Below are 21,906 nucleotides of genomic sequence, written 5' to 3' on the forward strand. Positions count from 1 at the left end.
CTTTATTAAATTTATGAAGTCAATAAAGATCTATTTTTGTAAAAAAATATTCTTATATAATGATAAAGGAGGAATGATACATAAAAAAAGCCCCTTTCATCACGAAAGGGGGCTCCTTTTATCGAATAGCAGGTGTTCCAATTACAACTGTTTTATTTTCTTTTACAGTTGTATTTTGACGAAGGCGTAATGTAGCTTGTCCTACTGTATTAGGGGCAATTTGTACATTCACGACTTTTTCAGCGGAACCTTGGCTATTTGTAGTAAAGGAAAATGAATTACTATAACCGTAAGAAGAAGGCCAAATTCCGTTTGCATTTTGAACTTTTGCTACTTGTGTACCACCACTTGTATAAATACCTAAAGAATAATTACTGTAAGTAGTGTTTGGTAATAAATGTGCTGCTTGTATTTTTATTTGAAATACACCGTTGTTTGGAAGAATACTAGGGTGAATAAAGTTATAATCACTTGTTGAGACGTTTCCATCATTATTATTATTATCAGTATTATTGTTATTATAGCCGTAAGAACCAGGTTTAAATGTGCTTGAATTAAACCATTGATATCCTTGGTTAGGAGCGCTCCATGGTTCTGGCTGCGGCTCAGTTGATGCGCTTGGTTGTTCAAATGATTTTAATGGTGTTGGTGTGTCTAGTTGTAATCCGTTTACTTGTTTTAAGCTCGTATATGATTCTTTTGTAGAAAGCCATTTTACGACATTTGTTAATAAAGTAGCATCGCTTTCTTCTTTATATCCATCATATGTTTTTTTAGACTGTCCTGTATCTTCACGAACATATTTTGGCGTTGCATCTTCAACTGGCGAAGAGTCACCGATAAAGGCTGCTTTTCCTAAACCAACTTTTGCCACCGCAACGTAAGCACCTTCAGCGATGCCGCCACCGTTATATACACCACTATCTACAGCGTTATTCCATTTAGGTAAACTTTCTGGTAAGTAGACAATTCCTTTTGCTAAATTCGGGTTTACAATTGCAATTGTAGATCCTGCATGCATAGCAACAGATGAAACACCTGTAGTAATTCCGAATGATTGATCTGGCGCTACAATTTTATCTGTTGAAACATCGCCAATTGCATTATAGCGAAAGCGTACGCCAAAGTTGTTTGCTAGCCAATCAGAACTTTCTACACCTTGCATAGCTTGTGAAGATGCTTCTTCAGAAGACATTCCTTTTGCAGGGTTTTCCCATGCCCCGCGGCGATACCCGTTGAAAACTTCCGAAGAATCCCAGCGGTTTTTATTACGGTCTGCATTATAATGATCGGCTATAAAAAAGATACTTCCGCCATTTTTCACATATTGCAGCATCGCATCTTGTTCTGATTTTTTATACGGAATGTTTGCTTCTGGAACGATGAACACATCGTAATTTTTTAAGTCATCATATGTAACAGGTGTTGACTTACGTAGTTCTTTTACATAGAACCCCTTGTTTGCAATGCCGTTTCCAAAATCAGAAAATCCTCCATCAATAACCCAGTCAGCTGTTCCTGCTGTTTGACCATGTGTATTATCAAATAATACTTTTTTTCCAGCGTTTTCGTTAACAATTTTTGCTGCAATTTGTGGAGCTGGATCTAAAGCGCTTTCAGCAAAAGTCGTTGAACTAAACATGGTGGCCATACTTAAAGTCATTCCGGTTGCTAATGTGAGCTTCAGCCATTTTTCTTTCTTCATAATAATCCCCCTAAAGTAAGTTTAATTAAGTAAGAGTGTGATTCTTTCAACTAACTATCAGCTGCCCCTACGGATAAAAGTGTCTCTATATTACTTTACCGAAATATAACGGAAGAAGAAAGGGGGAATTCATAAAATTTTGTAAAAATAAGATGAATTTTGTTGAGAAATATTTTTGTATATAGCAGTAGAGGAGAAAAAATCCCTTCCTCATATGAGGAAGGGATTAGCTTTACCCAATTTGCGAAGAAGATTTCGATGTTTTATCTGTTGTGTGAAATCCTTTTGCATAATAAACAGCTACTAAAGCGATAAGCCAAATTGGTCCAACGATTAATGCGATACGTGTATCAGCGGAGTATGCCATAATACCTAATACTAAAGCAAGGAAAGCGAGCGTAACATAAGAGCTAAGTGGATACAATGGCAGTTTGTACGTTAATTTGCCTTGCGCCTCCTGTGATAGTCCTTTGCGGAAACGAAGCTGTGCAACTAAAATGACACCCCAAGTCCAAATTGCTCCGAACGTGGAAATACTCGTTAGCCACGTAAATACTTTTGCTGGAACAACATAGTTTAATGCAACTCCTATTAACAATACGAAAGCTGTTGCTAAAATTCCTTTGCTTGGAATTCCATTTTTATTTAATTGACCAAATTTTTCTGGTGCTTGTTTTTGTTGTGCTAATGTAAATAACATACGACCTGTACTAAAGAGACCTCCATTACAAGAAGAAAGAGCAGCTGTTAAGACAACAAAGTTAATAATTCCTGCTGCTTTCGCAATGCCGATTTGTTCAAACGTTAGTACAAATGGACTTCCTTTTTCACCAATCTCATTCCATGGATAAATTGCCATCATAACGAATAAGGCACCTACATAGAAGATTAAAATACGCCAAAAAACGTTATCAATCGCTTTAGATAATGTTTTTTTCGGGTTTTCTGCTTCTCCAGCTGTTACACCAATTAACTCTACTCCTAAGTAAGCAAATAGTACCATCTGTAATGAGAGAAGAAGGCCAGAAAATCCATTTGGGAACCAACCGCCATGTGACCAAAGGTTTGAAATTCCAGTCGCTACGCCGCCGTTTCCAAACCCGAATAAAATAATACCGGTGCCAATTACGATCATACAGATAATTGTGACAATTTTAATTAAAGCAAACCAAAACTCAAGTTCTCCGTACACCTTAACAGATAAAAAGTTTAATGCGCTCATTAATACAAGAGCAATTAACGCCCACACCCAGCGTTCAGTGTTTGGGAACCAATATTGCATATAAATTCCTGCTGCCGTAATTTCAGCCATACAAGTTACAACCCATAAGAACCAATAGTTCCAGCCCGTTATATACCCTGCTAGTGGACCTAAATAGTCATGTGCATATTTACTGAATGAACCGGCAACAGGTTGCTCAATTGCCATTTCTCCAAGCGCTCGCATAATGAAAAAGATTGCAAGGCCAGCAATGATATAAGCAAATAAAATAGATGGTCCTGCGAGTTTAATAGCCGAAGCTGATCCTAAAAAGAGTCCAACCCCAATGGCAGAGCCAAGCGACATAAGGGTAATATGTCGTTGTTTTAATCCACGGTTTAAATTTTCTGCTTTGTTTGTTTGCTGCATAATAAACCTCCTTTAATTAGTAAGAAACATATTGTATCCGCTTACAAATTTATTTAACTATTTCAAATTATAAAACATTTCCATCTGTTATGCTACAAAAAAAGACAATGTTTTCTGTACTATATAAATCTGTTTTCATGTGTCGATACATAAGTCGCGGCTATGCATAATACACCATGCCCCGTACTTGCTTTCTCCCTTTGTTTGAAACTTCGCATGCGGCAGAAAAAGGCCCTGACCGCTTCTGTAGATTTGAAATAAAGTCATACGGTTGTATCTCTTTTTATTCTACTAACACGTTTAAAATTATTTAGTTGCAATAAAAATTTAATCGTGTTAGTGTCTTTATGGGTTAAAACCTATACATCTACAAAGGAGTTAATTTCATGATTATTCAATTCATTCGATATAGATAGTGACAGGTATAGACTACTTTAAAATCCGACTCGTATTTTTTTGAAAATATGATGAGGGTTTATTTGTCTATGCCTTTTTCATTTATCTAAAAATGAATGAGGTGGCTTCTTTGTATAAAATGAACAAAAGAATGCAGAGCGCAGAATATTTAAGTAAATTTGAACATATTTTCAAGTGTCCTATTTGCGACTCAACAATGAAGGTTTTTGAGTTAAAGAGTTTAATCTGCTCAAATAACCATACATTTGATTTTACTAAACAAGGATATATCAACTTGACAACTCAACTAGTAAAAACTAAATACACTAAGGAACTTTTTGAAGCGCGAAGAAAAATTATTGCAGAGGATGGCTTTTTTGCACTATTAAGTCAGGTAATTGTTGAAAGCATAAATAAGCATGTTGCTGTTAAAAAAGAATCAATATCTGTAATTGATATGGGATGTGGCGAAGGTTCTCACCTAACTAGCATTTGTGAAATCGCTAGTTCTGCTTATAAAAAAATAGTTACAGGAGTAGGGATTGATCTTTCTAAAGAAGGTGTTTTGGTAGCCGCTAAGAACTACACTAATAAGATTTGGACTGTTGCCGACCTAGCAAATACACCATTTAAAGATAAGCAATTTGATATTATTCTGAATATCTTATCACCTTCCAATTATGCAGAATTTAATAGATTGTTAAAAGCTGATGGTTTAGTGATTAAAGTCGTTCCTGGAAGTGACTACTTAAAAGAATTAAGAGAAATTATATTCGATGGATCTGAAAAACAATCTTATTCTAATGTTGATACTGTTGAACGATTTAATGAGAACTTCCAATTGATAGATAGTTCAAGATTATGTTATACCGTGACACTTGATAGTCTATCAATGCAATCGTTAGTTCAAATGACTCCTTTATTATGGGCGACCACAGAAAAACAAGTTAAATCATTCTTGGAAGGGAGTTCAGCTCAAATCACTGTTGATTTAGAAATATTAATCGGTAAGAACTAACTTTATGTCTTTATTCTGCAATCGGGCGTAATTACGAATCAACACTGGTAGAAAACGAATAAACTTTTTTATAAAAATCTCATCCTTAACTAAAAAGAAAAACTCCATTTTGATCAATCTTTTTTCAAAATGGAGTTTTTGTATTTGTTGTTAAATAATGATTGAAGGGAAAGTTCTATTCAAACTTTATTCTCACCCTACATCTACACATGGCCAGACGCTCTTGCCATCCCGAAAAGAAAGAGGGACGTCTATATACATAAATTCATTTTCATGTTTCAACATCAAAATCGCTGCTACGAAAAATACCCCATGCCCAGCACTCGCTTACTCCTTTTGTTTTAAAACATGGCAAGTAGCAGAAAAAGGCCCTGACCGCTTCTACGCATGGCCAGTTTATCTCGCCTTCCCAAAAAAAGAAGGTTTTTGATCTGATATATATTGTCTAATAAAAATAAAAAGCCATCGAAATCGATAGCTTTTTATTTTTAAAGAATAGTAATTGCTTGTTTCCCCATTTGTTCCCACGCTTTTTCAAATTGAGTACGTGGAATACTTTTACGCGGGTTATCTGCTAGTGGGTCATTTACATATACATAGTTTTTATCGTAACCAATAATAACTGCACTATGTTCATAATATGTAATCTTTAATTCTCCAGCATTTGTATTCCAACTTTCAAAGTTATCCGCATCTAGCGGTTGAAAAGTTGTATTAGCAATAATCCATACTGGCGAACCAGCACTAAGTACTTTATATATATCCTTGATTTCTCTTCCGGATAAATCAATCGTTTTATCCGGAACATATTTTTGTGCTAATTGAAAAATTGGCTGATGGTATACACCATAGCCTGGTTCAGACTTCGTGTAAATATCTCCAACAAACCCTTCATGTGGGTTTCCTTTCACACCGTTTGCTTTAAATGGGACACGAGCGATTTCACTCGCAAGCTTCATTTTGTCTACTTGAATTCCGTTATATTGCAGTAGCATTGCTAAACTTGTCACTTCACAACCACGTTCTAATTCAGGAAGTTGTTTTATAAATGGAACATTTTCAATCATCACTTGCTCTTTCATTTTAAATGAAAAGTCTATACGAAGTTCCTGAGTTTTTTGAAAGATCTTATTTTTCACTCCCATAGCCTCTTTATTGCATGCCACACAAACAATAATTACAATGCCTAAAATACAGATGTATTTGATGCTCTTAAACATATATCTAACTCCATTACATAATTATTTTCCTACATTTTAAAAACGATACTCTCTTCATTGTACCTTTGTTTTTGTTAGTTTACTAGAACGATTCTATAGATTGTTATTCCAATATGGAGGTCTGAAAATTCTAATTTTTTAAAATAAAAAGAAAAATAAATGTACAACTTTGGGATATTTTGTTAAACTTAAACATGTTTAACTTGGTTAAGTTTCTTCGGTGAGGAGAAATTTAATTAGCGGTTTACTGATGATTTCCGCTAAACAACATTAAAATATGAGGTGAGGGGTATATGATCCAAAAGGAGACGCAGTCAAATGAATTAAAACGTACGATGCAAAGCAGACACCTCTTCATGATTGCTCTTGGGGGAGTTATCGGAACGGGATTGTTTATGGGATCTGGACAAACTGTTCACAATGCTGGACCAGGTGGAGCCATTCTTGCCTATTTAGTCGGCGGCTTTGTTATGTATTTAACGATGCTTTGTCTTGGAGAATTAACAGTTGCCATGCCGGAAGCAGGTTCTTTTCAAAGTTATGCTAGCAAATTTATTTCACCTGGTTTTGGATTTGTCGTTGGATGGATGTATTGGTTAAATTGGGCTGTGACTGTCGGAGTGGAATTAACGACTGTTAGTATTTTAATGAAGCGTTGGTTTCCGGATGTTGCATCTTGGATATGGTGTGTTGTATTCGCTGCCATACTCTTTATTGTAAACGCTTCATCTGCACGTGCTTATGCTGAAGCTGAGTTTTGGTTTGCGAGTGTTAAAGTAATGACGATTATTATTTTTATTTTACTCGGGGGTGCTGTTATGTTTGGTTTATTAGACTTTAACAGTAAGCCCGCACCAATGTTCCATAACTTCACAGAAAATGGCGGGTTATTTCCAAACGGACTTCCAGCTGTTCTTCTTACAATGATTACCGTTAACTTTGCGTTTCAGGGAACAGAATTAATTGGTATTGCTTCAGGCGAAAGTAAGCAGCCGGAAATCACAATACCACGTGCTATAAAAAATACAATTTGGCGAACACTTTTCTTTTTCGTTCTTGCTATTTCTGTAGTTGTAGGATTATTACCATGGCAAGAAGCAAATCTTGTAGAAAGCCCGTTCGTACTCGTTTTTGACACAGCTGGAATCCCTTATGCAGCAGACATTATGAATTTTGTTATTATTACAGCAGTATTATCGGTGGCAAATTCTGGTTTATACGCAAACTCTCGTATGCTTTGGGCGATGGCAAAACAAGGAATGGGAAGTCCGCGCTTCACAAAATTAACGAAAAAAGGGGTACCGATCAATGCTTTGATTTTTAGCTTAATCTTTGCCGGCCTTTCTCTTTTAACAAGTGTATTTGCCGCTGATACCGTCTTTTTAGTATTAACATCGATTGCGGCTATGGCAGCTGTCGTTGTTTGGATGTCCATTGCTGCATCTCAATTTTTCTTTAGAAGAGAATTTATTAAGAACGGCGGGGATATACGAGACTTAAAATACCGTACGCCGCTTTATCCTCTTGTTCCTATTGCGGCGTTTTCTTTAAACTTTGTTACATTTATAAGCTTAGCATTTATTCCAGACCAACGCATCGCTTTATATTGCGGTATTCCATTCATGATTATTTGTTATATTTTTTATAGATTAAAATATAAAAAAATTGTCACATTTGAACAGCAAAAAAACATCTCGTAAAAATAAACTAAATATATGGAATATTCAGCTATCTTATCCTATTATGAGATAGCTTTTTTCTATTTATTGGATATTTTGGTATAACTTTATTTATCTTAAAATTTTAAAAATCGAAATATGATCTCAAAAATAGTTTACAATATTAGCAAGTTACAAATGTTTTTCATCGTAAAAACTGTGCATTTGTGTCTATTTTTTAACAATATCTCAAAAACTATTGCCATCTATAAATTAATAGGTTTATATTGTTTTATTGGCATAGTTTCAATCCAAGGAGAAAGGAGATTTTCAATCGTGCAACTGAAAAAAAAATTTTGGAAGTTGGCTTCTCTTCTTCCACTATCATTACTCTTGTTCCTCGGTGGATGCGAAAAAATCGCTGTATTAAATCCACAAGGACCTGTTGCAAAAACGCAGTATGATTTAATTATTTGGTCACTCATACTGATGTCAGTAATTATTGTAGTCGTATTCGTCCTGTTCACAATTATTTTAATTCGTTACCGTGAAAAACCAGAAAATATGGACTATGAGCCACCTGATATACACGGTAATACTCTTTTAGAAGTTATCTGGACTATTTTCCCTGTTATCATCGTGATTGCATTGTCAATCCCAACTGTAAAAGCAACGTACGCATCGGAAAAGCCACCAGAGCAAACAAAAGATATAAAACCTGTTGAAATTTACGTTACATCTGCTAACTGGAAATGGTTATTCAGTTATCCTGAGGAAGGAATTGAAACCGTTAACTATTTAAATGTACCAGCAGGTGTACCAATTCAATTTAAATTAACTTCTGTTGGTCCAATGAATGCTTTCTGGATTCCAGAACTTGGTGGAATGAAGTATACAATGGATGGCATGATTATGGATTTATACCTACAAGCTGATAAACCAGGTTCTTACACTGGACGTAGTGCAAACTTCTCTGGTGAAGGATTTACTCACATGGAGTTTGAACTTGAAGCAAAAACAAAAGAAGAGTACAACAAGTGGGTAAAAGAAGCAAAAGGTGCTCCTAAGTTATCAGAAAACAAATATAAAGAAATCATTCAACCAGGTGTAGTAGGGCGTATGACATACTCTAATACACATTTAAAATATGTAGATCCAAAATCACTTGAATATTGTGATTACAACTACTACAAAAACAAAAAGTAATAACGATTATTCCAACAGATTGGAGTGAATATAGTGAAGCTTGATGAATTTTTTGTCACAGGCGATCCGATTATATACGGAGCGGACGTATCTATTGTTCTTGTGACGTTAGGAATCATTTTTGTGCTGACAAAGTACAAAAAGTGGAGATGGCTTTGGGATGAGTGGTTAACTTCTGTTGACCATAAGAAAATTGGATTGATGTATATCATTTCAGCAATTGTAATGATGTTCCGCGGCGGTATGGATGGATTAATGATTCGTGCTCAGTTAACGTTTCCTGACACAACATATTTAAACGCTGAACATTATAATGGTATCTTTACAACACACGGTACAGTTATGATTCTCTTCATGGCAATGCCGTTTGTTATGGGACTTATGAACGTTGTTGTTCCTCTTCAAATTGGAGCACGTGACGTTGCATATCCTTTCTTAAATGCATTAAGTTTTTGGTTATTCTTCGTCGGTGCTATGTTATTTAACATCGCCTTCGTTATCGGTGGTTCTCCAGACGCTGGGTGGACATCATACTTCCCAATGGCTGGTACAGAATTTAGCCCTGGTGTAGGAAATAACTACTATGCAATTGCATTGCAGATTTCAGGTCTCGGGACGCTGATGACAGGGATTAACTTCATGGTAACAATCTTAAAAATGCGTGCACCAGGCATGAAGTTAATGCAAATGCCAATGTTTACATGGTCTATTTTAATTACATGTGTCATCATCATCTTTGCTTTCCCAGTATTAACAGTTGCTCTTGCATTAATGTCATTTGACCGTCTATTTGACGCTCACTTCTTTACGATGGCGAGCGGCGGTATGCCAATGCTTTGGGCGAACTTGTTCTGGGTATGGGGTCACCCTGAAGTATATATCGTTATTTTACCGGCATTCGGTATTTTCTCTGAAATCGTAAGTACGTTCTCACGTAAACGATTATTTGGATATACAGCAATGGTTTACTCAATGGTTGCAATCGCAACTCTAAGTGGTCTTGTATGGCTGCATCACTTCTTTACAATGGGTGCAGGACCAGCAGTTAACTCATTCTTCTCGATTTCGACAATGGCGATTTCGATTCCAACGGGTGTTAAGATCTTTAACTGGCTGTTTACGCTTTATAAAGGTCGTATCCGTTTTACAGTTCCAATGCTTTGGTCATTGGCGTTTATTCCAAACTTCGTAATTGGTGGAGTTACAGGGGTTATGCTTGCGATGGCAGCAGCTGACTATCAATACCATAACAGCTACTTCCTAATCGCTCACTTCCACTACGTATTAATTGCAGGTACAGTATTCGCGATGCTTGCTGGATTTACATTCTGGTATCCAAAGATGACTGGTCATATGCTAAATGAGCGTCTTGGTAAATGGACATTCTGGATCTTTATGATCGGATTTAATATCTGTTTCTTCCCAATGTATTTCCTAGGTTTAGATGGTATGACTCGTCGTATGTACACTTACTCTGCAAACCTTGGATGGGGCGGATTAAACCTAATCGCATCTGTCGGTGCAGTAATGATGGCAGTTGGCTTTGCTTTATTATGCTACAACGTAGTTTATAGCATTCGTCATGGTGAGCGCGATGTAACTGGAGATCCTTGGGATGCTCGTACACTTGAATGGGCAACACAATCTCCAGTACAACATTACAACTTTGCAAAATTACCAGAAGTTAAGCATAGCGATGTATTCTGGGAAATGAAGAAAAACGGCGAAACTATTATACCAAAACCTGAAGAATTAAAACCGATTCATATGCCAAGTAATTCAGGCGTTCCAATCATTATGTCTTGTTTTATCGGTCTTGCAGGTTTTGCATTAGTATTTAGCTGGTTCTGGTTAGCAATTGTCGGTGGTATTGGTATGTTAGGTTGTATGATCTGGCGCTCGTTTGATTACGACGACGGATACTACGTTAGCGTAGATGAAATTAAAAAGACAGAACATGTTGCATGAGAGGTGAAACGAAATGGCGGCTTTAGATAAAAGCTTACCTGTAGAATATCAAGCTGAACAAAGTAGATTGAATATTTTAGGGTTTTGGATTTTCCTTGGGGCTGAAATCGTGCTGTTTGCAACACTTTTCGCCTCTTACCTAGTATTAGCTGGTCGTACGGCAGACGGGCCAACACCAGCACAAATTTTCGAAATAAAGCCTGTTATGATTGAAACACTTCTTCTTTTAACAAGTAGTTTCACATGCGGGATTGCAATTCATGAAATGCGTAAAGAAAACAAAAATGGTATGCTCCTATGGTTTATCCTTACGTTACTATTAGGTGCTGGATTCCTTTACATGGAGATTGAAGAGTTTATCATGTATGTTGGCCAAGGTGCTACACTACAAACAAGCGGATTCTTATCTGGATTCTTCGTTCTTCTTGGAACGCACGGTGCCCACGTAACAGGTGGTATCATTTGGGCAACTTGTGTTATTATCCAAATTTTAAAACGAGGACTGACACCAGTTACAGCTCGTAAAGTATTTATTATCAGCTTATACTGGCATTTCCTTGATGTTGTTTGGATCTTCATTTACACACTAGTTTACTTGAACGGGATGGTGGCGTAATAATGGGACAAAACAATACAAATGCTCATAGCGGATTTCCATGGTCACACGTTTTCGGATTTATTTTATCGCTTGCATTAACGTTCCTAGCTTTATATGTAGCGTTACACACAAGCTTGCCACTTTCAACAATTTTAACAAGCATTCTTGTAATGGCAGTGGCACAAGCAGCATTACAATTAGTTATGTTTATGCACATGACAGAAGGAGAGGGAGTAATACAAACAATCACAATCGTATTCCACTTTTTCATCGCGGCAATAACGGTTGTTGGTACAGTTTGGATTTTCTTCTCTATGTAATATATTTTCAAAAGCCTGTTGGGACATTGTCTCAGCAGGTTTTTTTGTAATTATTTCTTAAGGTTCACTTCTGTGTATGGTAAAATATTACTATTATATAACTAAGGAAGTGGCAATACATGTCAATCTCAACTTTAGCCCTTTTATTACTTGGGGAAGTACTTATCGCAATTATATTAATTGGTTTAAGCATTGAAATTTGGAGTTATGGATGGAAAAAAACAAAGGCAGTAAAATATTCTTGTATCTTATGTTCTCTTATTATTGGAACGAGTAGTGTATTAGGACTTTGCGTCGCACCTGCTTATTTCTTTTTGCAACTCATAGATAAGGCGAACCTTTGAGTATATCGTATATATACAAGTTAAAAAATTCTTTCTTTTGGGGGAGCATCTGGCTGCGGAGAGAAACGGTCAGAGCTTTTTCTATTTATAGACTAAAACATCAAATAAATAAAAACTATAATTATCAGAATAGTTTTTATTTTACAGAGCATACAAGTTATAATAACAGGTAATTGAATGAAGAAAGGATGATTGTATATGGATCTAATCCAAGAAGCATCTATTTCAAAAGAACAGCTTATTTGGTGGAGAAGACATTTTCATATGTACCCAGAGCTTTCTTATTCTGAAGAACAAACATCTCAAATGGTTTATGATATACTGCAAACCTTTCCTCATCTAGAAGTTTCGCGTCCGGCGCGTTATAGTGTAATGGCACGATTGATTGGTAAGCAACCCGGAAGAACAATTGCGCTTCGTGCTGATATGGATGCCTTGCCTATCGAAGAGGAAAACCAGTTTGATTTTGTTTCCCGTTCTAAAGGAGTTATGCATGCGTGCGGACATGATGGACATATGGCGATGTTACTGGGAACAGCATACACACTTTCACAAAAATATGATCAAATTGAAGGGGAAATTCGCTTTTTATTTCAACATGCTGAGGAAAACTTTCCGGGCGGTGCACAGGAAATGGTTGACGCTGGTGTTATGGAAGGCGTTGATTGCATTATTGGTGCACATCTTTGGTCACCGCTAGAAGTTGGGAAAATTGGCGTTATATATGGTCCAGCGATGGCTGCTCCAGATGCATTTTCGATTACGATTATTGGGAAAGGTGGACATGCTGGTATTCCGCATGAAACAATTGATAGTATCGCGATTGGTACACAATTTGTTTCTCAATTACAACAAATTGTCTCAAGGCTCACGAATCCGTTAGATTCATTGGTGTTATCGGTAACACAGTTCCATGCAGGGACAACTCATAATGTAATTCCTGATAGTGCGACAATCGGCGGGACAGTGAGAAGCTTACGAAATGAACTTCGGAAGCAAACAGCAGAGCGCATTGAAAAAATCGTAAAAAGTATTACAGAGGCATACGGTGCATCTTATACATTTACATACGAATATGGATATCGCCCAGTTGTAAACGAAGAGACTGTAACAAGACATGTAGAAACTACGGCATTGCAACTTTTAGGAAAGGAATGTGTTGTTCGCTTACAGCCAACAATGGCTGGAGAAGATTTTTCAGCATTTTTACAAAAAGCTCCAGGTACATTTTTCTTTATAGGGGCTGGAAATGAAGAGAAAGGGATTATATATCCTCATCATCATCCGCGTTTTACAATTGATGAGGATGCCTTGCCAATTGGGGTAAGCGTATTTGTTTCGTCAGTTTTGAATTTCATGAGAAATGGAAAATAAGATCTTGTTTTATTCGAGTTATCCAGTCACTAAGGGATAACTCTTTTTGTATATATTTTCTTTAAGTAGAGAAATCTAACTATATAAATTCGTTTTACATTTTTGAGATCTAAGCCGCTGCTATGCAAAATACAACAGGACCGCTACTGGCTTTCTCCCTTTGTTTTACACCTCCTTTCATGTGGCAGAAAAAGGCCCTGACCGTTTCTATGCACGGCCAAATGCTCTCGTCTCCCTCTAAAAAGAAATAGATTTTTATGTCGCTTTTTTAACTTATATAACATTTTGAAACAGAAAGTTAGGTGGTATATATGATTGGATTAAATACTAACTTATCGAAAATAACAAATGAAATTCGAAATAAGTTAGATTCACCTAACGACTTAACTGTGCGTGAATTTTCTCTTTTAGGGGCAAATAATCGCTGTGCAGTCGTCTTTTTATGCGGACTCAGTAATAAAGACATGATTTATCGCTTTGTTATTCGGCCATTGCAGTATGAAGAAATTCCTAAACAAGCACCAATTATGCAAACAGTAATGGATCGCTTTTTATCAGTTGGAGAAGTGAGTATTGCAAAGACATTTCCAGATGTTATGAATGCACTATTAGCAGGCGATACAATTGTGTTACTTGATGGTATTTCTTCTGCAATAATTATAAATTTCCGTGAATGGGAAAAACGAAGTCTCGATTCACCTTCTACCGAGACAATCATTCGCGGACCTAATTTAGGATTTATTGAGGATGTAAATGTAAATAAAATGTTAATTCGGCGTCACATCCGTGACCCGCAACTGCGTTTTCGCTCTTATATCATGGGGAAGCGCTCACAGAAAGAAGTAACGTTAGTTTATATTGAAGACATTATTAATCCTTATATTGTAGAGGAGTTACATAATAGAATTCAATCTATTGAAACTGATATTATTTTTGAAACAGGAACGATTGAACAATTGATACAAGATAATAATTTATCCCCGTTCCCTCAATTTTTAAATACAGAAAGACCAGATAATGTTGCCGCATCACTTGCAAAAGGAAAAGCAGCTATTTTAGTAGACGGTTCTCCATTTGCACTAATTGCTCCGATGGTGATGATTGATATATTTCAATCACCGGAAGACCACTATGAACGGTGGATGATTGGAACGCTGTTAAGAGGACTTCGAATATTAGCAGGCATGATTGCAATTTTATTACCGGCTATGTATGTAGCTCTTGTTTCTTATCATCAAGGGCTTATTCCTTCTACTCTTGCCTATTCAATTGCTGGAGCAAGAGAAGGTGTCCCATTCCCAGCGTATGTCGAGACGCTCATCATGGCGTTCACAATGGAACTGATTCGCGAAGCTGGAATTCGTCTTCCTAAGCCGATGGGGCAAACGATTGGAATTGTAGGAGGCCTTGTTATTGGAGAGGCTGCTGTAAGTGCTGGGATTGTAAACCCGTTTCTTGTCATTATTATTGCCGTCACAGCGATAGCTACATTTTCATTGCCGGTATATAGCATTACGATTACTTTTCGTATTTTACTATTTGCATTTATTTTAGCTGCTACAGTCTTCGGGTTGTATGGAATTATTTTAGGATTAATTGCATTAGCGATTCACATCGTCAATTTAACGAGTGTTGGAGTACCATATTCAGCGCCGATTGCACCTGCTTTTTATAAGGATTGGAAGGAGGATGTGGCTCGTTTGCCTAAAGCGATGTTAAAAGAAAGACCTGAGTATTTACAACCGAAAGATAATACATTGCGTTCGAAGGAGAGAGAATAAAGTGAAACCATTTGAGTATGGAGATGAAGAAATTGGTACTCGTGAACTCGGTTTTGCTGTATCTTCTACCATTATTGGTACAGGTGCACTTTCTATGCCGCGCGTTATGGCAACTCATTCCCTTTTTGCTGATGGATGGATTCTTTTACTCATAGGGGGGGTAACAAGTGCTTGTTTTGTATGGTTTATCATGAAGGTAGCCATTTTATTTCCGAAACAAAATTTTGTTCAATATACGAGCGTGTATTTAACGAGGCCGATTACTTATATTGTCTGTTTTATTTTAATCCTAACATTTACGGGAATTACGGCTTATGAAGCGCGAACAATTTCTATTATTTCTCAAACATATTTATTTAGTGAAACACCTGTTCAGCTTTTGTCTTTTTTTTATTTGCTTGTTGTTGTTTATGGTGTTTGTGGATCTAGGACAGGTTTATTAAGGCTTAGTGTTATATTTTTACCGATTGTTCTTACTGCTATTATTTTGTTATCGCTGTTAAATGTTAATTTAATGGAATTTGAAAATGTATCTCCATTTTTTAAAACTAAAATTAATAAATATGTAGGGGGGGTCAGAGAAACCGCTTTTACATTTATTGGATTCGAGGTAGGTTTTTTCTATGCTGCTATACTAAAATCAACGAAAAAAGCCCCTCTTGCAGCAGTAAAAGGGGTTATGGTTACTGTTTTATCCTATATATTAATTTATGTTACTTGTATAAGTGTATTTACTTATTTAACAACTAGCACTTTAACATATCCAACAATTGAACTTGGAAAGGAGATTGAAATAGGAGGAGGATTTCTAGAGAGATTTGATGCGATCTTTTTTATAACATGGATTATTACTGTTTTTAATACAACTGCATTGTATTATGATGTTGCTATTTTTTTATTTTGTGCAATGTTTCCTGCAATAAAAAAACATACGTTTATTTTTATTAGCGCACCTATCATTTATATTGTAAATATGATTCCAGGTAATTTGAATGTGATAAGTAAGTACGGTACATATTTAGCTTGGGTTGACATGGCGGTTATGTTTGTTGTTACGCTTCTTATTTTTATTGTTTATAAAATAAAAGAAGGGGGAAATAAAAATGAAACCTCTTCTTAACATAATGGGTTGCATATTTTTTGTTATATTGATAAGCGGTTGCTCTGAGCGGGAGGAAATTGAAGAAAGAGGGTTCGTTGTTGGTGTTGCATTCGACCCGGCAACGAATAAGGAAGAAAAAAGTGAAACGGCAACTACCAGTTATTCACGCCTTATAAAAGGTACGTATCAAATTGTGTTGCCGAGTTCTTTAACGGAGCGGGACAGTAAAGACGGCGGGAAAAACTATATTAATATTAATGCAACGGCTGATAGTGTATTTGCTCAAATTCGTATTATCTCTAAGAAAATAAGCCGTTCTTTATTTTTTCCTCATATAGAAGTACTTATTTTTTCTGAGGACTTATTGAAAAAACCTTTCGTTTTAGAAGATGCATTAGATGTATTTTTTCGTGATCATGCGATGCGAAGGAATATTCGTATTTTCGTTTCAAAAGGAAGGGCGGAAGACATATTAAAACAGAGTGCAAAACCAGAAAATTTACCAGCTAAATATATAAGTATGATATCAAATCATGCACAGAAAAATGCCCAAATGTTAGAAGCGATTCGAATTGGTGATTTGCAAGAGAAAATGTCTGCTAACAGAAGTTTTGTTCTTCCAGTCTTAGGACTAACGCGTCAGGGGATTAAGATGGAAGGAGCAGCTGTATTTCGCGGGAAAGACAAAAAGCTTGTCGGTAGATTAAATGGAATGGAAACATTAGGATTAAATTATATTATTGGGAAAAAAGTAGGAGGTTTTTTTAAAATTCAAAGAGGAAATCAACAGATTGTATTTGAAATCCGTTCAATGCACCGGAAAATTCATCCATTCTTAACGGATCCTACAAAACCTAAATTTGTAATTGATGTATATTTAGCTGGGGCATTAGCAGAAGTTTATTTAAGAAAAGATAATAAGGCGATGAGTGACAAGGAAATCAGCAAATACCTTGCAAGTGAAATGGAAAAACAGCTACAAAAGACAGTGAAAGTTGTTCAAAAAGATTTGAAAGTAGATGTACTTGGAGTAGGAGAGTATTACAAGCGCAAAAATTATAAGAAATGGATAAAAGTTAAAAAAAATTGGGATAAAGGCCAAAATTATTTTAGCAATAGCCATATCATTGTTCGTGTACATCCAAGTATTGAACATACAGGGTCTGTGTTACCAATAAGAAGTGAGTAAAGGAGTAGCGTCATGTTTACAAATTTAGGGATTATATGTACGGTTTTAATGGCAACTCTCCCGTATACAGCTTATTTTATTCATAAAAAAATACAAGAATATGGTGCGCAACCTTGGCAAAAACAAATGCAGCCCAAAAAGAAACCTGAGTAATACGGAGGGAACTGAAAAAGTCCGTTTAAAGAGAAAAAGAAGATAACCATCTACTTTGTATTGTTGGTTATCTTCTTTTTGTTCTCTGTATATGGATGGGATTGTCATTCTTACTTAAAGTCGCAATACGTCGCATGTTTTTTACTATATGATTCCTAACCAGTTTATTAATTGCGTAGAAAGGAATGTAACAACAATGGCAATTACAGTTGGAATTGCAAATGAAAGAAAAGTCCATTTTACACTTTTCGTTTCTTTATAGATATTAACTAAAGTTGTTCCACACGGGAAATGAAGAAGAGAGAACAGCATCATATTTAATGCAGTTAGCCAAGTCCAACCGTGCTCGAGAAATAACTGTTTAATTTGTGTTAAATTTTCTAGCTCTGTTAATGAACCTGTTGATAAATAAGCCATTAATAAAATTGGAACAACAATTTCGTTTGCGGGTAAACCGAGAATAAATGCTGCTAAAATATATCCGTCAAGTCCAAGTAATTTTGCAAACGGATCTAAAAAGTTCACTATATACATAAGAAGGCTTGTGTCTCCAATAAATACATTTGCTAGTATCCATGTTAATATCGCTGCAGGTGCTGCTACGATAACAGCACGTTTTAGAACGTATATGGATTTATCGAGTGTTGCACGTACGATCGTATCCCAAATTTTAGGCTTTCTATAAGGTGGTAATTCTAGTGTGTAGTGGGTTGGAACACCTTTTAAAGCTGTTTTTGAGAGTACCCATGATACAGTTAAAGTTACGACAATACCAATTATAACCATACCGACAACAACACCGGATGTTACAAGGGTTTGCATGCCACCCGTATATCCAGCGGCCATGAATAAAGATGCTAATAAAATAAGTGTTGGCCACCTGCCATTACAAGGAACAAAGTTATTTGTTAAGATTGCGAGCATACGTTCACGTGGTGATTCAATAATACGCGTTGACATAATTGCAGCTGCATTACAGCCAAAGCCCATTGCCATCGTTAATGATTGTTTTCCGTGTGCTCCGGCACGTTTAAAAAGACGGTCCATGTTAAAAGCAACACGTGGCAAGTACCCATAGTTTTCTAGTAAAGCGAATATTGGGAAGAAAATAGCCATTGGCGGTAACATAACACTAATAACAGCCCCTGTTCCGCGAAATAAACCGAGAATAAGAATACCATGTAGCCATTTCGGGGCATTCATTGTTTGGAACCAAGTTGTTAAATGACCTTCTGCCCATCCGAACAATTCAGCAATCATATCAGAAGGAACGTTAGCTCCTGCAATTGTAAGGTAAAAAACAACAGATAAAATAGCAAGCATAATAGGAAAGCCAAATATAGGAGAAGTGAAGATTTTATCGAGCTTCTCTGAGCGATATAATTTATTTTTATCTGTATATTGAACCGAATCCTTACAAATAGTAGCTGAAGCACGGTAAATATCACCGACAATTTCATCGCGAATGTCTTCTTTAACAAGTGTCCGCGCATGATGAACGATATAGTCTAATGGAAGGGCTTTACTGGCTGAATGAGATTTCATTAATTACGACCTCCCTTACAAGTGGTTCTTCATGATGTTTTTGAAGAGATTCTAAGAAATTCTTGTCTCCATCTAAAATGCGAAGTGCAATCCAACGAGCTGGATAAGCGTCTCCAAAAACTTTATATATTTGCGGCTCGAGTTCCTGAATCATTTTTTCTATTTTTGCGTTATAAGTAATTTGAAAAGGGGTAGGGATTAATTTTCCATTTACTACTTTTTCAATTGTATTTAGCAACTGACCGATTCCGATTTTGTTGCGGGCAGAAATTTTTACAACAGGAACTCCAAGAGATTTTGCTAATTTTTTCTCATCGATTATAATGCCTTTCTTTTCTGCTTCATCAATTAAATTCACACATATAATCACTTCTTTTGTCATTTCCATTACTTGCAAGGCTAAGTTCAAATTTCTTTCCATTGCAGTGGCATCAACAACAACAACTGTCACCTCTGGTTTTTCAAAAATAATATAGTCACGTGCCACTTCTTCATCAGCAGAATTTGAGTATAAGGAATATGTTCCTGGCAAATCGATTACAGTATAGAGGTTTCCATTATGTTCATATTCGCCTTCAGCTTTTAATACCGTTTTTCCTGTCCAGTTTCCAGTATGTTGTTTTAATCCAGTTAACGTATTAAATAATGTGCTTTTTCCTGTGTTTGGATTCCCAGCTAATGCGATGCGATGTTTCTTCATTGTGAATCATCTCCTATCAAGCTTCCTAATATGAGAGAGCTCTCTTCATTTCGAAGTGCGATTGTTGTATTGCTTACTTGATATGCAATGGGATCGCCAAGCGGGCTTTTTTGCAACACTTTAATCGTTGCCCCTGGAATGAATCCTAAATCTAGCAGGCGACGTTTCATAGTTCCTTCTAATTGGATTTTTTCAATTTGTACGAGCTGACCTGTTTTAAAAGTAGAAAGTGGTTGAGTTTTAACCGATGTCATAAGAGTTACCTCACCTCTATTTTTTTAGTACGAGTTCAAAAAGTTTCCCTAGGGAAACTTTTGGTTAATATTATACTAGATGATAGTGAAGGATATTGTCAATTGTTACTTTAGAAATATTCAATCATTTATTTGAGTGTTCCGATTTATCCCGCTATTCTTGGGCAGTAAAACCTTCACTTATGAAAGTTTCACATCTATATATAAGTTGAAAAACGACATAAAACCTAGGGGCACGAGAACGTTTGATTGCGCATAGAAATGATTAGGGCCTTTTCCTGCCACATATAATGTTTAAAACAAAAGGGGAAAGTGAGTGTAGTTCATGTTGTATTCTGCCTAGCAGCAACTTATTCGAAGAATTTAAATGGGTATATAAATGTTATTCCATTGCACGCTGAGGTTTTAGGTGTTTTAACAGGAGAAACGTAGAGTTTTTGTAAAAACAATCTTAATAAAATCGTAGAAATATATATTGAAATTTACGTTTAATTTACATTATTAAAATTAAATTTACAATGTGTATGGTTTCTTTAGGTTTTTCGCTATTTTTTGTAGAGAAACAATGAATATATATAGCTTTTTCTAAGAATCTACAGCCTTTACTTAAAATTTAAAAACGCTTAACACTGACATAATATTATTATCCTACAATGAATTTATGTTACGGGATATGCACATCAGGAAATGAAAAGTGATAATTAAATGGGGGTACAAAACATGGTTATGAAAAAAGGCTTGAAATTTTCTTTAGCGGCATTGGTAGTTGCTGGTGCTTTAGTAGGGTGCGGGAAATCAGAAAGCACAGGAAATAAAGAAACTGCTAAAGGTGGTAATGAACCGAAACAAGAATTATCGGGTACAATTACAGCGGCTGGTTCTACAGCGCTTCAACCACTTGCAGAAGAGGCAGCTAAAGAATTTATGGACAAAAATTCAAAAGTATCAATTACAGTTCAAGGTGGCGGTAGTGGAACTGGAATTAACCAAGTAGCTTCTGGTGCTGTTCAAGTTGGTAATTCCGATGTTCCAGCTGCGGATAAAATAAAAGAAGCAGATAAAGCGAAAGAATTAGTAGATAACAAAGTTGCAGGTATCGCATTTGCATTAGTTGTAAATAAAGATGTAAAAGTTGATAACTTAACATTAAAACAAGTACAAGATATTTTCTCTGGTAAAGTTACAAACTGGAAAGATGTTGGCGGAAAAGATGAAAAAATCAATATAGTTAATCGTCCAGCAGCATCTGGTACACGTGCTACATTTGAAAAAACAGTTATGAAAGACGTGAAAATTAACGATGCTACAGGTACAACACAAGACTCAAATGGTGCAGTAGAGCAAGCGATTAACTCTACACCAGGATCTGTTAGCTACTTAGCTATGTCCTACATGACTGGTGACAAAAAAGGTACTTTAAAAACATTGAAAATTGATGGCGTAGAACCAAAAACTGAAAATATTTCTGCTGGTAAATATCCGTTTTGGTCTTATGAATACATGATTACAAAAGGTGAAGCAAAAGATGCAACAAAAGGCTACATTGATTATGTAAAAGGTAAAGACTTTGAAAAGAAAGTAGAAGAGATGGGTTACATCCCAATGTCTAAATTAAAGCAATAATATAAAGTGAAACTTTAATCAGTGGGGGGTTCTTTATCCCCCACTGATTATTAGTTGAACCAATCGGGCGCATGCCAGCAGTTTATCTCCCACCGAATATTCTAGCCACTGGAGCTGGACAA

The 21,906-nt window shown here is 36.1% G+C and carries 19 protein-coding genes; 13 read left to right on the forward strand and 6 right to left on the reverse strand.

Features of this window, described 5'->3' with window-relative positions; all coding sequences use genetic code 11:
* Positions 1-118: 118 nt before the first annotated feature.
* A complete protein-coding gene (locus ACIGHG_RS16220) occupies positions 119-1,705 on the reverse strand; it encodes a DNA-binding protein (RefSeq protein WP_396549410.1) in 1,587 nt (528 codons plus the stop codon).
* Positions 1,706-1,937: 232 nt separating this feature from the next.
* Positions 1,938-3,335, reverse strand: coding sequence for an amino acid permease (locus ACIGHG_RS16225; protein ID WP_090918930.1), 1,398 nt, complete (start codon positions 3,333-3,335; stop codon positions 1,938-1,940).
* A gap of 535 nt (positions 3,336-3,870) precedes the next feature.
* Between ACIGHG_RS16225 and ACIGHG_RS16230 the strand changes: the two genes are divergently transcribed.
* Positions 3,871-4,749: a putative RNA methyltransferase gene (locus ACIGHG_RS16230; protein ID WP_336473741.1), complete on the forward strand. Its 879-nt coding sequence runs from the start codon at positions 3,871-3,873 to the stop codon at positions 4,747-4,749.
* A gap of 488 nt (positions 4,750-5,237) precedes the next feature.
* Here ACIGHG_RS16230 and ACIGHG_RS16235 read toward each other — a convergent pair whose 3' ends face one another.
* Positions 5,238-5,969 (reverse strand): C39 family peptidase, encoded by a 732-nt coding sequence (locus ACIGHG_RS16235; protein WP_396549413.1) that lies wholly within the window; start codon positions 5,967-5,969, stop codon positions 5,238-5,240.
* Positions 5,970-6,262: 293 nt separating this feature from the next.
* On the opposite strand from ACIGHG_RS16235, the gene ACIGHG_RS16240 reads away from it, so the two are divergent.
* The 11 genes from ACIGHG_RS16240 to ACIGHG_RS16290 all read left to right on the forward strand — a co-directional run bounded on the left by ACIGHG_RS16240 (position 6,263) and on the right by ACIGHG_RS16290 (position 17,662).
* Entirely contained in the window at positions 6,263-7,669 is a 1,407-nt protein-coding gene (locus ACIGHG_RS16240; protein WP_396549415.1) for an amino acid permease, read from the forward strand.
* Positions 7,670-7,963: 294 nt separating this feature from the next.
* The gene (gene qoxA / locus ACIGHG_RS16245) at positions 7,964-8,833 is read left to right on the forward strand and encodes a cytochrome aa3 quinol oxidase subunit II (RefSeq protein ID WP_090918936.1); all 870 of its coding nucleotides are present in this window, start codon (positions 7,964-7,966) and stop codon (positions 8,831-8,833) included.
* Positions 8,834-8,866: 33 nt separating this feature from the next.
* Positions 8,867-10,801: a cytochrome aa3 quinol oxidase subunit I gene (qoxB, locus tag ACIGHG_RS16250; RefSeq protein WP_336473744.1), complete on the forward strand. Its 1,935-nt coding sequence runs from the start codon at positions 8,867-8,869 to the stop codon at positions 10,799-10,801.
* A 13-nt stretch (positions 10,802-10,814) separates the two neighbouring features.
* Positions 10,815-11,417 (forward strand): cytochrome aa3 quinol oxidase subunit III, encoded by a 603-nt coding sequence (gene qoxC, locus ACIGHG_RS16255; protein WP_396549418.1) that lies wholly within the window; start codon positions 10,815-10,817, stop codon positions 11,415-11,417.
* A 2-nt stretch (positions 11,418-11,419) separates the two neighbouring features.
* On the forward strand, positions 11,420-11,719 hold the full coding sequence (gene qoxD / locus ACIGHG_RS16260; protein WP_090918941.1) for a cytochrome aa3 quinol oxidase subunit IV: 300 nt from the start codon (positions 11,420-11,422) through the stop codon (positions 11,717-11,719).
* Between the two features lie 119 nt (positions 11,720-11,838).
* A complete protein-coding gene (locus ACIGHG_RS16265; RefSeq protein WP_336473746.1) occupies positions 11,839-12,063 on the forward strand; it encodes a DUF4022 family protein in 225 nt (74 codons plus the stop codon).
* 198 nt (positions 12,064-12,261) lie between these two features.
* Positions 12,262-13,437, forward strand: a complete 1,176-nt coding sequence (locus ACIGHG_RS16270; protein ID WP_336473747.1) for a M20 family metallopeptidase — start codon at positions 12,262-12,264, stop codon at positions 13,435-13,437.
* 311 nt (positions 13,438-13,748) lie between these two features.
* Positions 13,749-15,218: a spore germination protein gene (locus tag ACIGHG_RS16275; protein WP_396549421.1), complete on the forward strand. Its 1,470-nt coding sequence runs from the start codon at positions 13,749-13,751 to the stop codon at positions 15,216-15,218.
* A gap of 1 nt (position 15,219) precedes the next feature.
* On the forward strand, positions 15,220-16,338 hold the full coding sequence (locus ACIGHG_RS16280) for a GerAB/ArcD/ProY family transporter (RefSeq protein ID WP_336473749.1): 1,119 nt from the start codon (positions 15,220-15,222) through the stop codon (positions 16,336-16,338).
* Entirely contained in the window at positions 16,322-17,509 is a 1,188-nt protein-coding gene (locus tag ACIGHG_RS16285) for a Ger(x)C family spore germination protein (protein ID WP_396549423.1), read from the forward strand. The genes ACIGHG_RS16280 and ACIGHG_RS16285 overlap by 17 nt, the downstream gene beginning before the upstream one ends.
* Before the next feature lie 12 nt (positions 17,510-17,521).
* Positions 17,522-17,662, forward strand: coding sequence for a hypothetical protein (locus ACIGHG_RS16290; RefSeq protein ID WP_336473751.1), 141 nt, complete (start codon positions 17,522-17,524; stop codon positions 17,660-17,662).
* A 144-nt stretch (positions 17,663-17,806) separates the two neighbouring features.
* Here the strand turns inward: ACIGHG_RS16290 and ACIGHG_RS16295 are convergent, their stop codons facing one another.
* Genes ACIGHG_RS16295 through ACIGHG_RS16305 form a run of 3 tightly spaced genes read right to left on the reverse strand, consistent with a single transcriptional unit; the run spans position 17,807 to position 20,161 of the window.
* A complete protein-coding gene (locus tag ACIGHG_RS16295; protein WP_336473752.1) occupies positions 17,807-19,207 on the reverse strand; it encodes a nucleoside recognition domain-containing protein in 1,401 nt (466 codons plus the stop codon).
* Positions 19,185-19,907, reverse strand: coding sequence for a FeoB small GTPase domain-containing protein (locus ACIGHG_RS16300; protein WP_336473753.1), 723 nt, complete (start codon positions 19,905-19,907; stop codon positions 19,185-19,187). The genes ACIGHG_RS16295 and ACIGHG_RS16300 overlap by 23 nt, the downstream gene beginning before the upstream one ends.
* On the reverse strand, positions 19,904-20,161 hold the full coding sequence (locus ACIGHG_RS16305) for a FeoA family protein (RefSeq protein WP_090918958.1): 258 nt from the start codon (positions 20,159-20,161) through the stop codon (positions 19,904-19,906). The genes ACIGHG_RS16300 and ACIGHG_RS16305 overlap by 4 nt, the downstream gene beginning before the upstream one ends.
* A gap of 720 nt (positions 20,162-20,881) precedes the next feature.
* Between ACIGHG_RS16305 and ACIGHG_RS16310 the strand changes: the two genes are divergently transcribed.
* Entirely contained in the window at positions 20,882-21,784 is a 903-nt protein-coding gene (locus ACIGHG_RS16310; protein ID WP_336473754.1) for a phosphate ABC transporter substrate-binding protein PstS family protein, read from the forward strand.
* Positions 21,785-21,906 lie beyond the last annotated feature (122 nt).

It is taken from the genome of Bacillus sp. NPDC077411, from assembly GCF_044543425.1.
In the GTDB taxonomy this organism is placed as follows: domain Bacteria; phylum Bacillota; class Bacilli; order Bacillales; family Bacillaceae_G; genus Bacillus_A; species Bacillus_A bruguierae.

Excerpts from the sequence above, each read along its gene's own strand:
- ACIGHG_RS16270 (WP_336473747.1), top strand. The coding sequence starts at position 12,262 with ATGGATCTAATCCAAGAAGCATCTATTTCAAAAGAACAGCTTATTTGG.
- ACIGHG_RS16290 (WP_336473751.1), top strand. The coding sequence starts at position 17,522 with ATGTTTACAAATTTAGGGATTATATGTACGGTTTTAATGGCAACTCTC.
- ACIGHG_RS16220 (WP_396549410.1), bottom strand. The coding sequence starts at position 1,705 with ATGAAGAAAGAAAAATGGCTGAAGCTCACATTAGCAACCGGAATGACT.
- ACIGHG_RS16275 (WP_396549421.1), top strand. The coding sequence starts at position 13,749 with ATGATTGGATTAAATACTAACTTATCGAAAATAACAAATGAAATTCGA.
- ACIGHG_RS16240 (WP_396549415.1), top strand. The coding sequence starts at position 6,263 with ATGATCCAAAAGGAGACGCAGTCAAATGAATTAAAACGTACGATGCAA.
- ACIGHG_RS16305 (WP_090918958.1), bottom strand. The coding sequence starts at position 20,161 with ATGACATCGGTTAAAACTCAACCACTTTCTACTTTTAAAACAGGTCAG.
- ACIGHG_RS16235 (WP_396549413.1), bottom strand. The coding sequence starts at position 5,969 with ATGTTTAAGAGCATCAAATACATCTGTATTTTAGGCATTGTAATTATT.
- ACIGHG_RS16310 (WP_336473754.1), top strand. The coding sequence starts at position 20,882 with ATGGTTATGAAAAAAGGCTTGAAATTTTCTTTAGCGGCATTGGTAGTT.
- ACIGHG_RS16300 (WP_336473753.1), bottom strand. The coding sequence starts at position 19,907 with ATGAAGAAACATCGCATCGCATTAGCTGGGAATCCAAACACAGGAAAA.
- qoxD (WP_090918941.1), top strand. The coding sequence starts at position 11,420 with ATGGGACAAAACAATACAAATGCTCATAGCGGATTTCCATGGTCACAC.
- ACIGHG_RS16295 (WP_336473752.1), bottom strand. The coding sequence starts at position 19,207 with ATGAAATCTCATTCAGCCAGTAAAGCCCTTCCATTAGACTATATCGTT.
- ACIGHG_RS16285 (WP_396549423.1), top strand. The coding sequence starts at position 16,322 with ATGAAACCTCTTCTTAACATAATGGGTTGCATATTTTTTGTTATATTG.
- ACIGHG_RS16225 (WP_090918930.1), bottom strand. The coding sequence starts at position 3,335 with ATGCAGCAAACAAACAAAGCAGAAAATTTAAACCGTGGATTAAAACAA.
- ACIGHG_RS16230 (WP_336473741.1), top strand. The coding sequence starts at position 3,871 with ATGAACAAAAGAATGCAGAGCGCAGAATATTTAAGTAAATTTGAACAT.
- ACIGHG_RS16265 (WP_336473746.1), top strand. The coding sequence starts at position 11,839 with ATGTCAATCTCAACTTTAGCCCTTTTATTACTTGGGGAAGTACTTATC.
- qoxC (WP_396549418.1), top strand. The coding sequence starts at position 10,815 with ATGGCGGCTTTAGATAAAAGCTTACCTGTAGAATATCAAGCTGAACAA.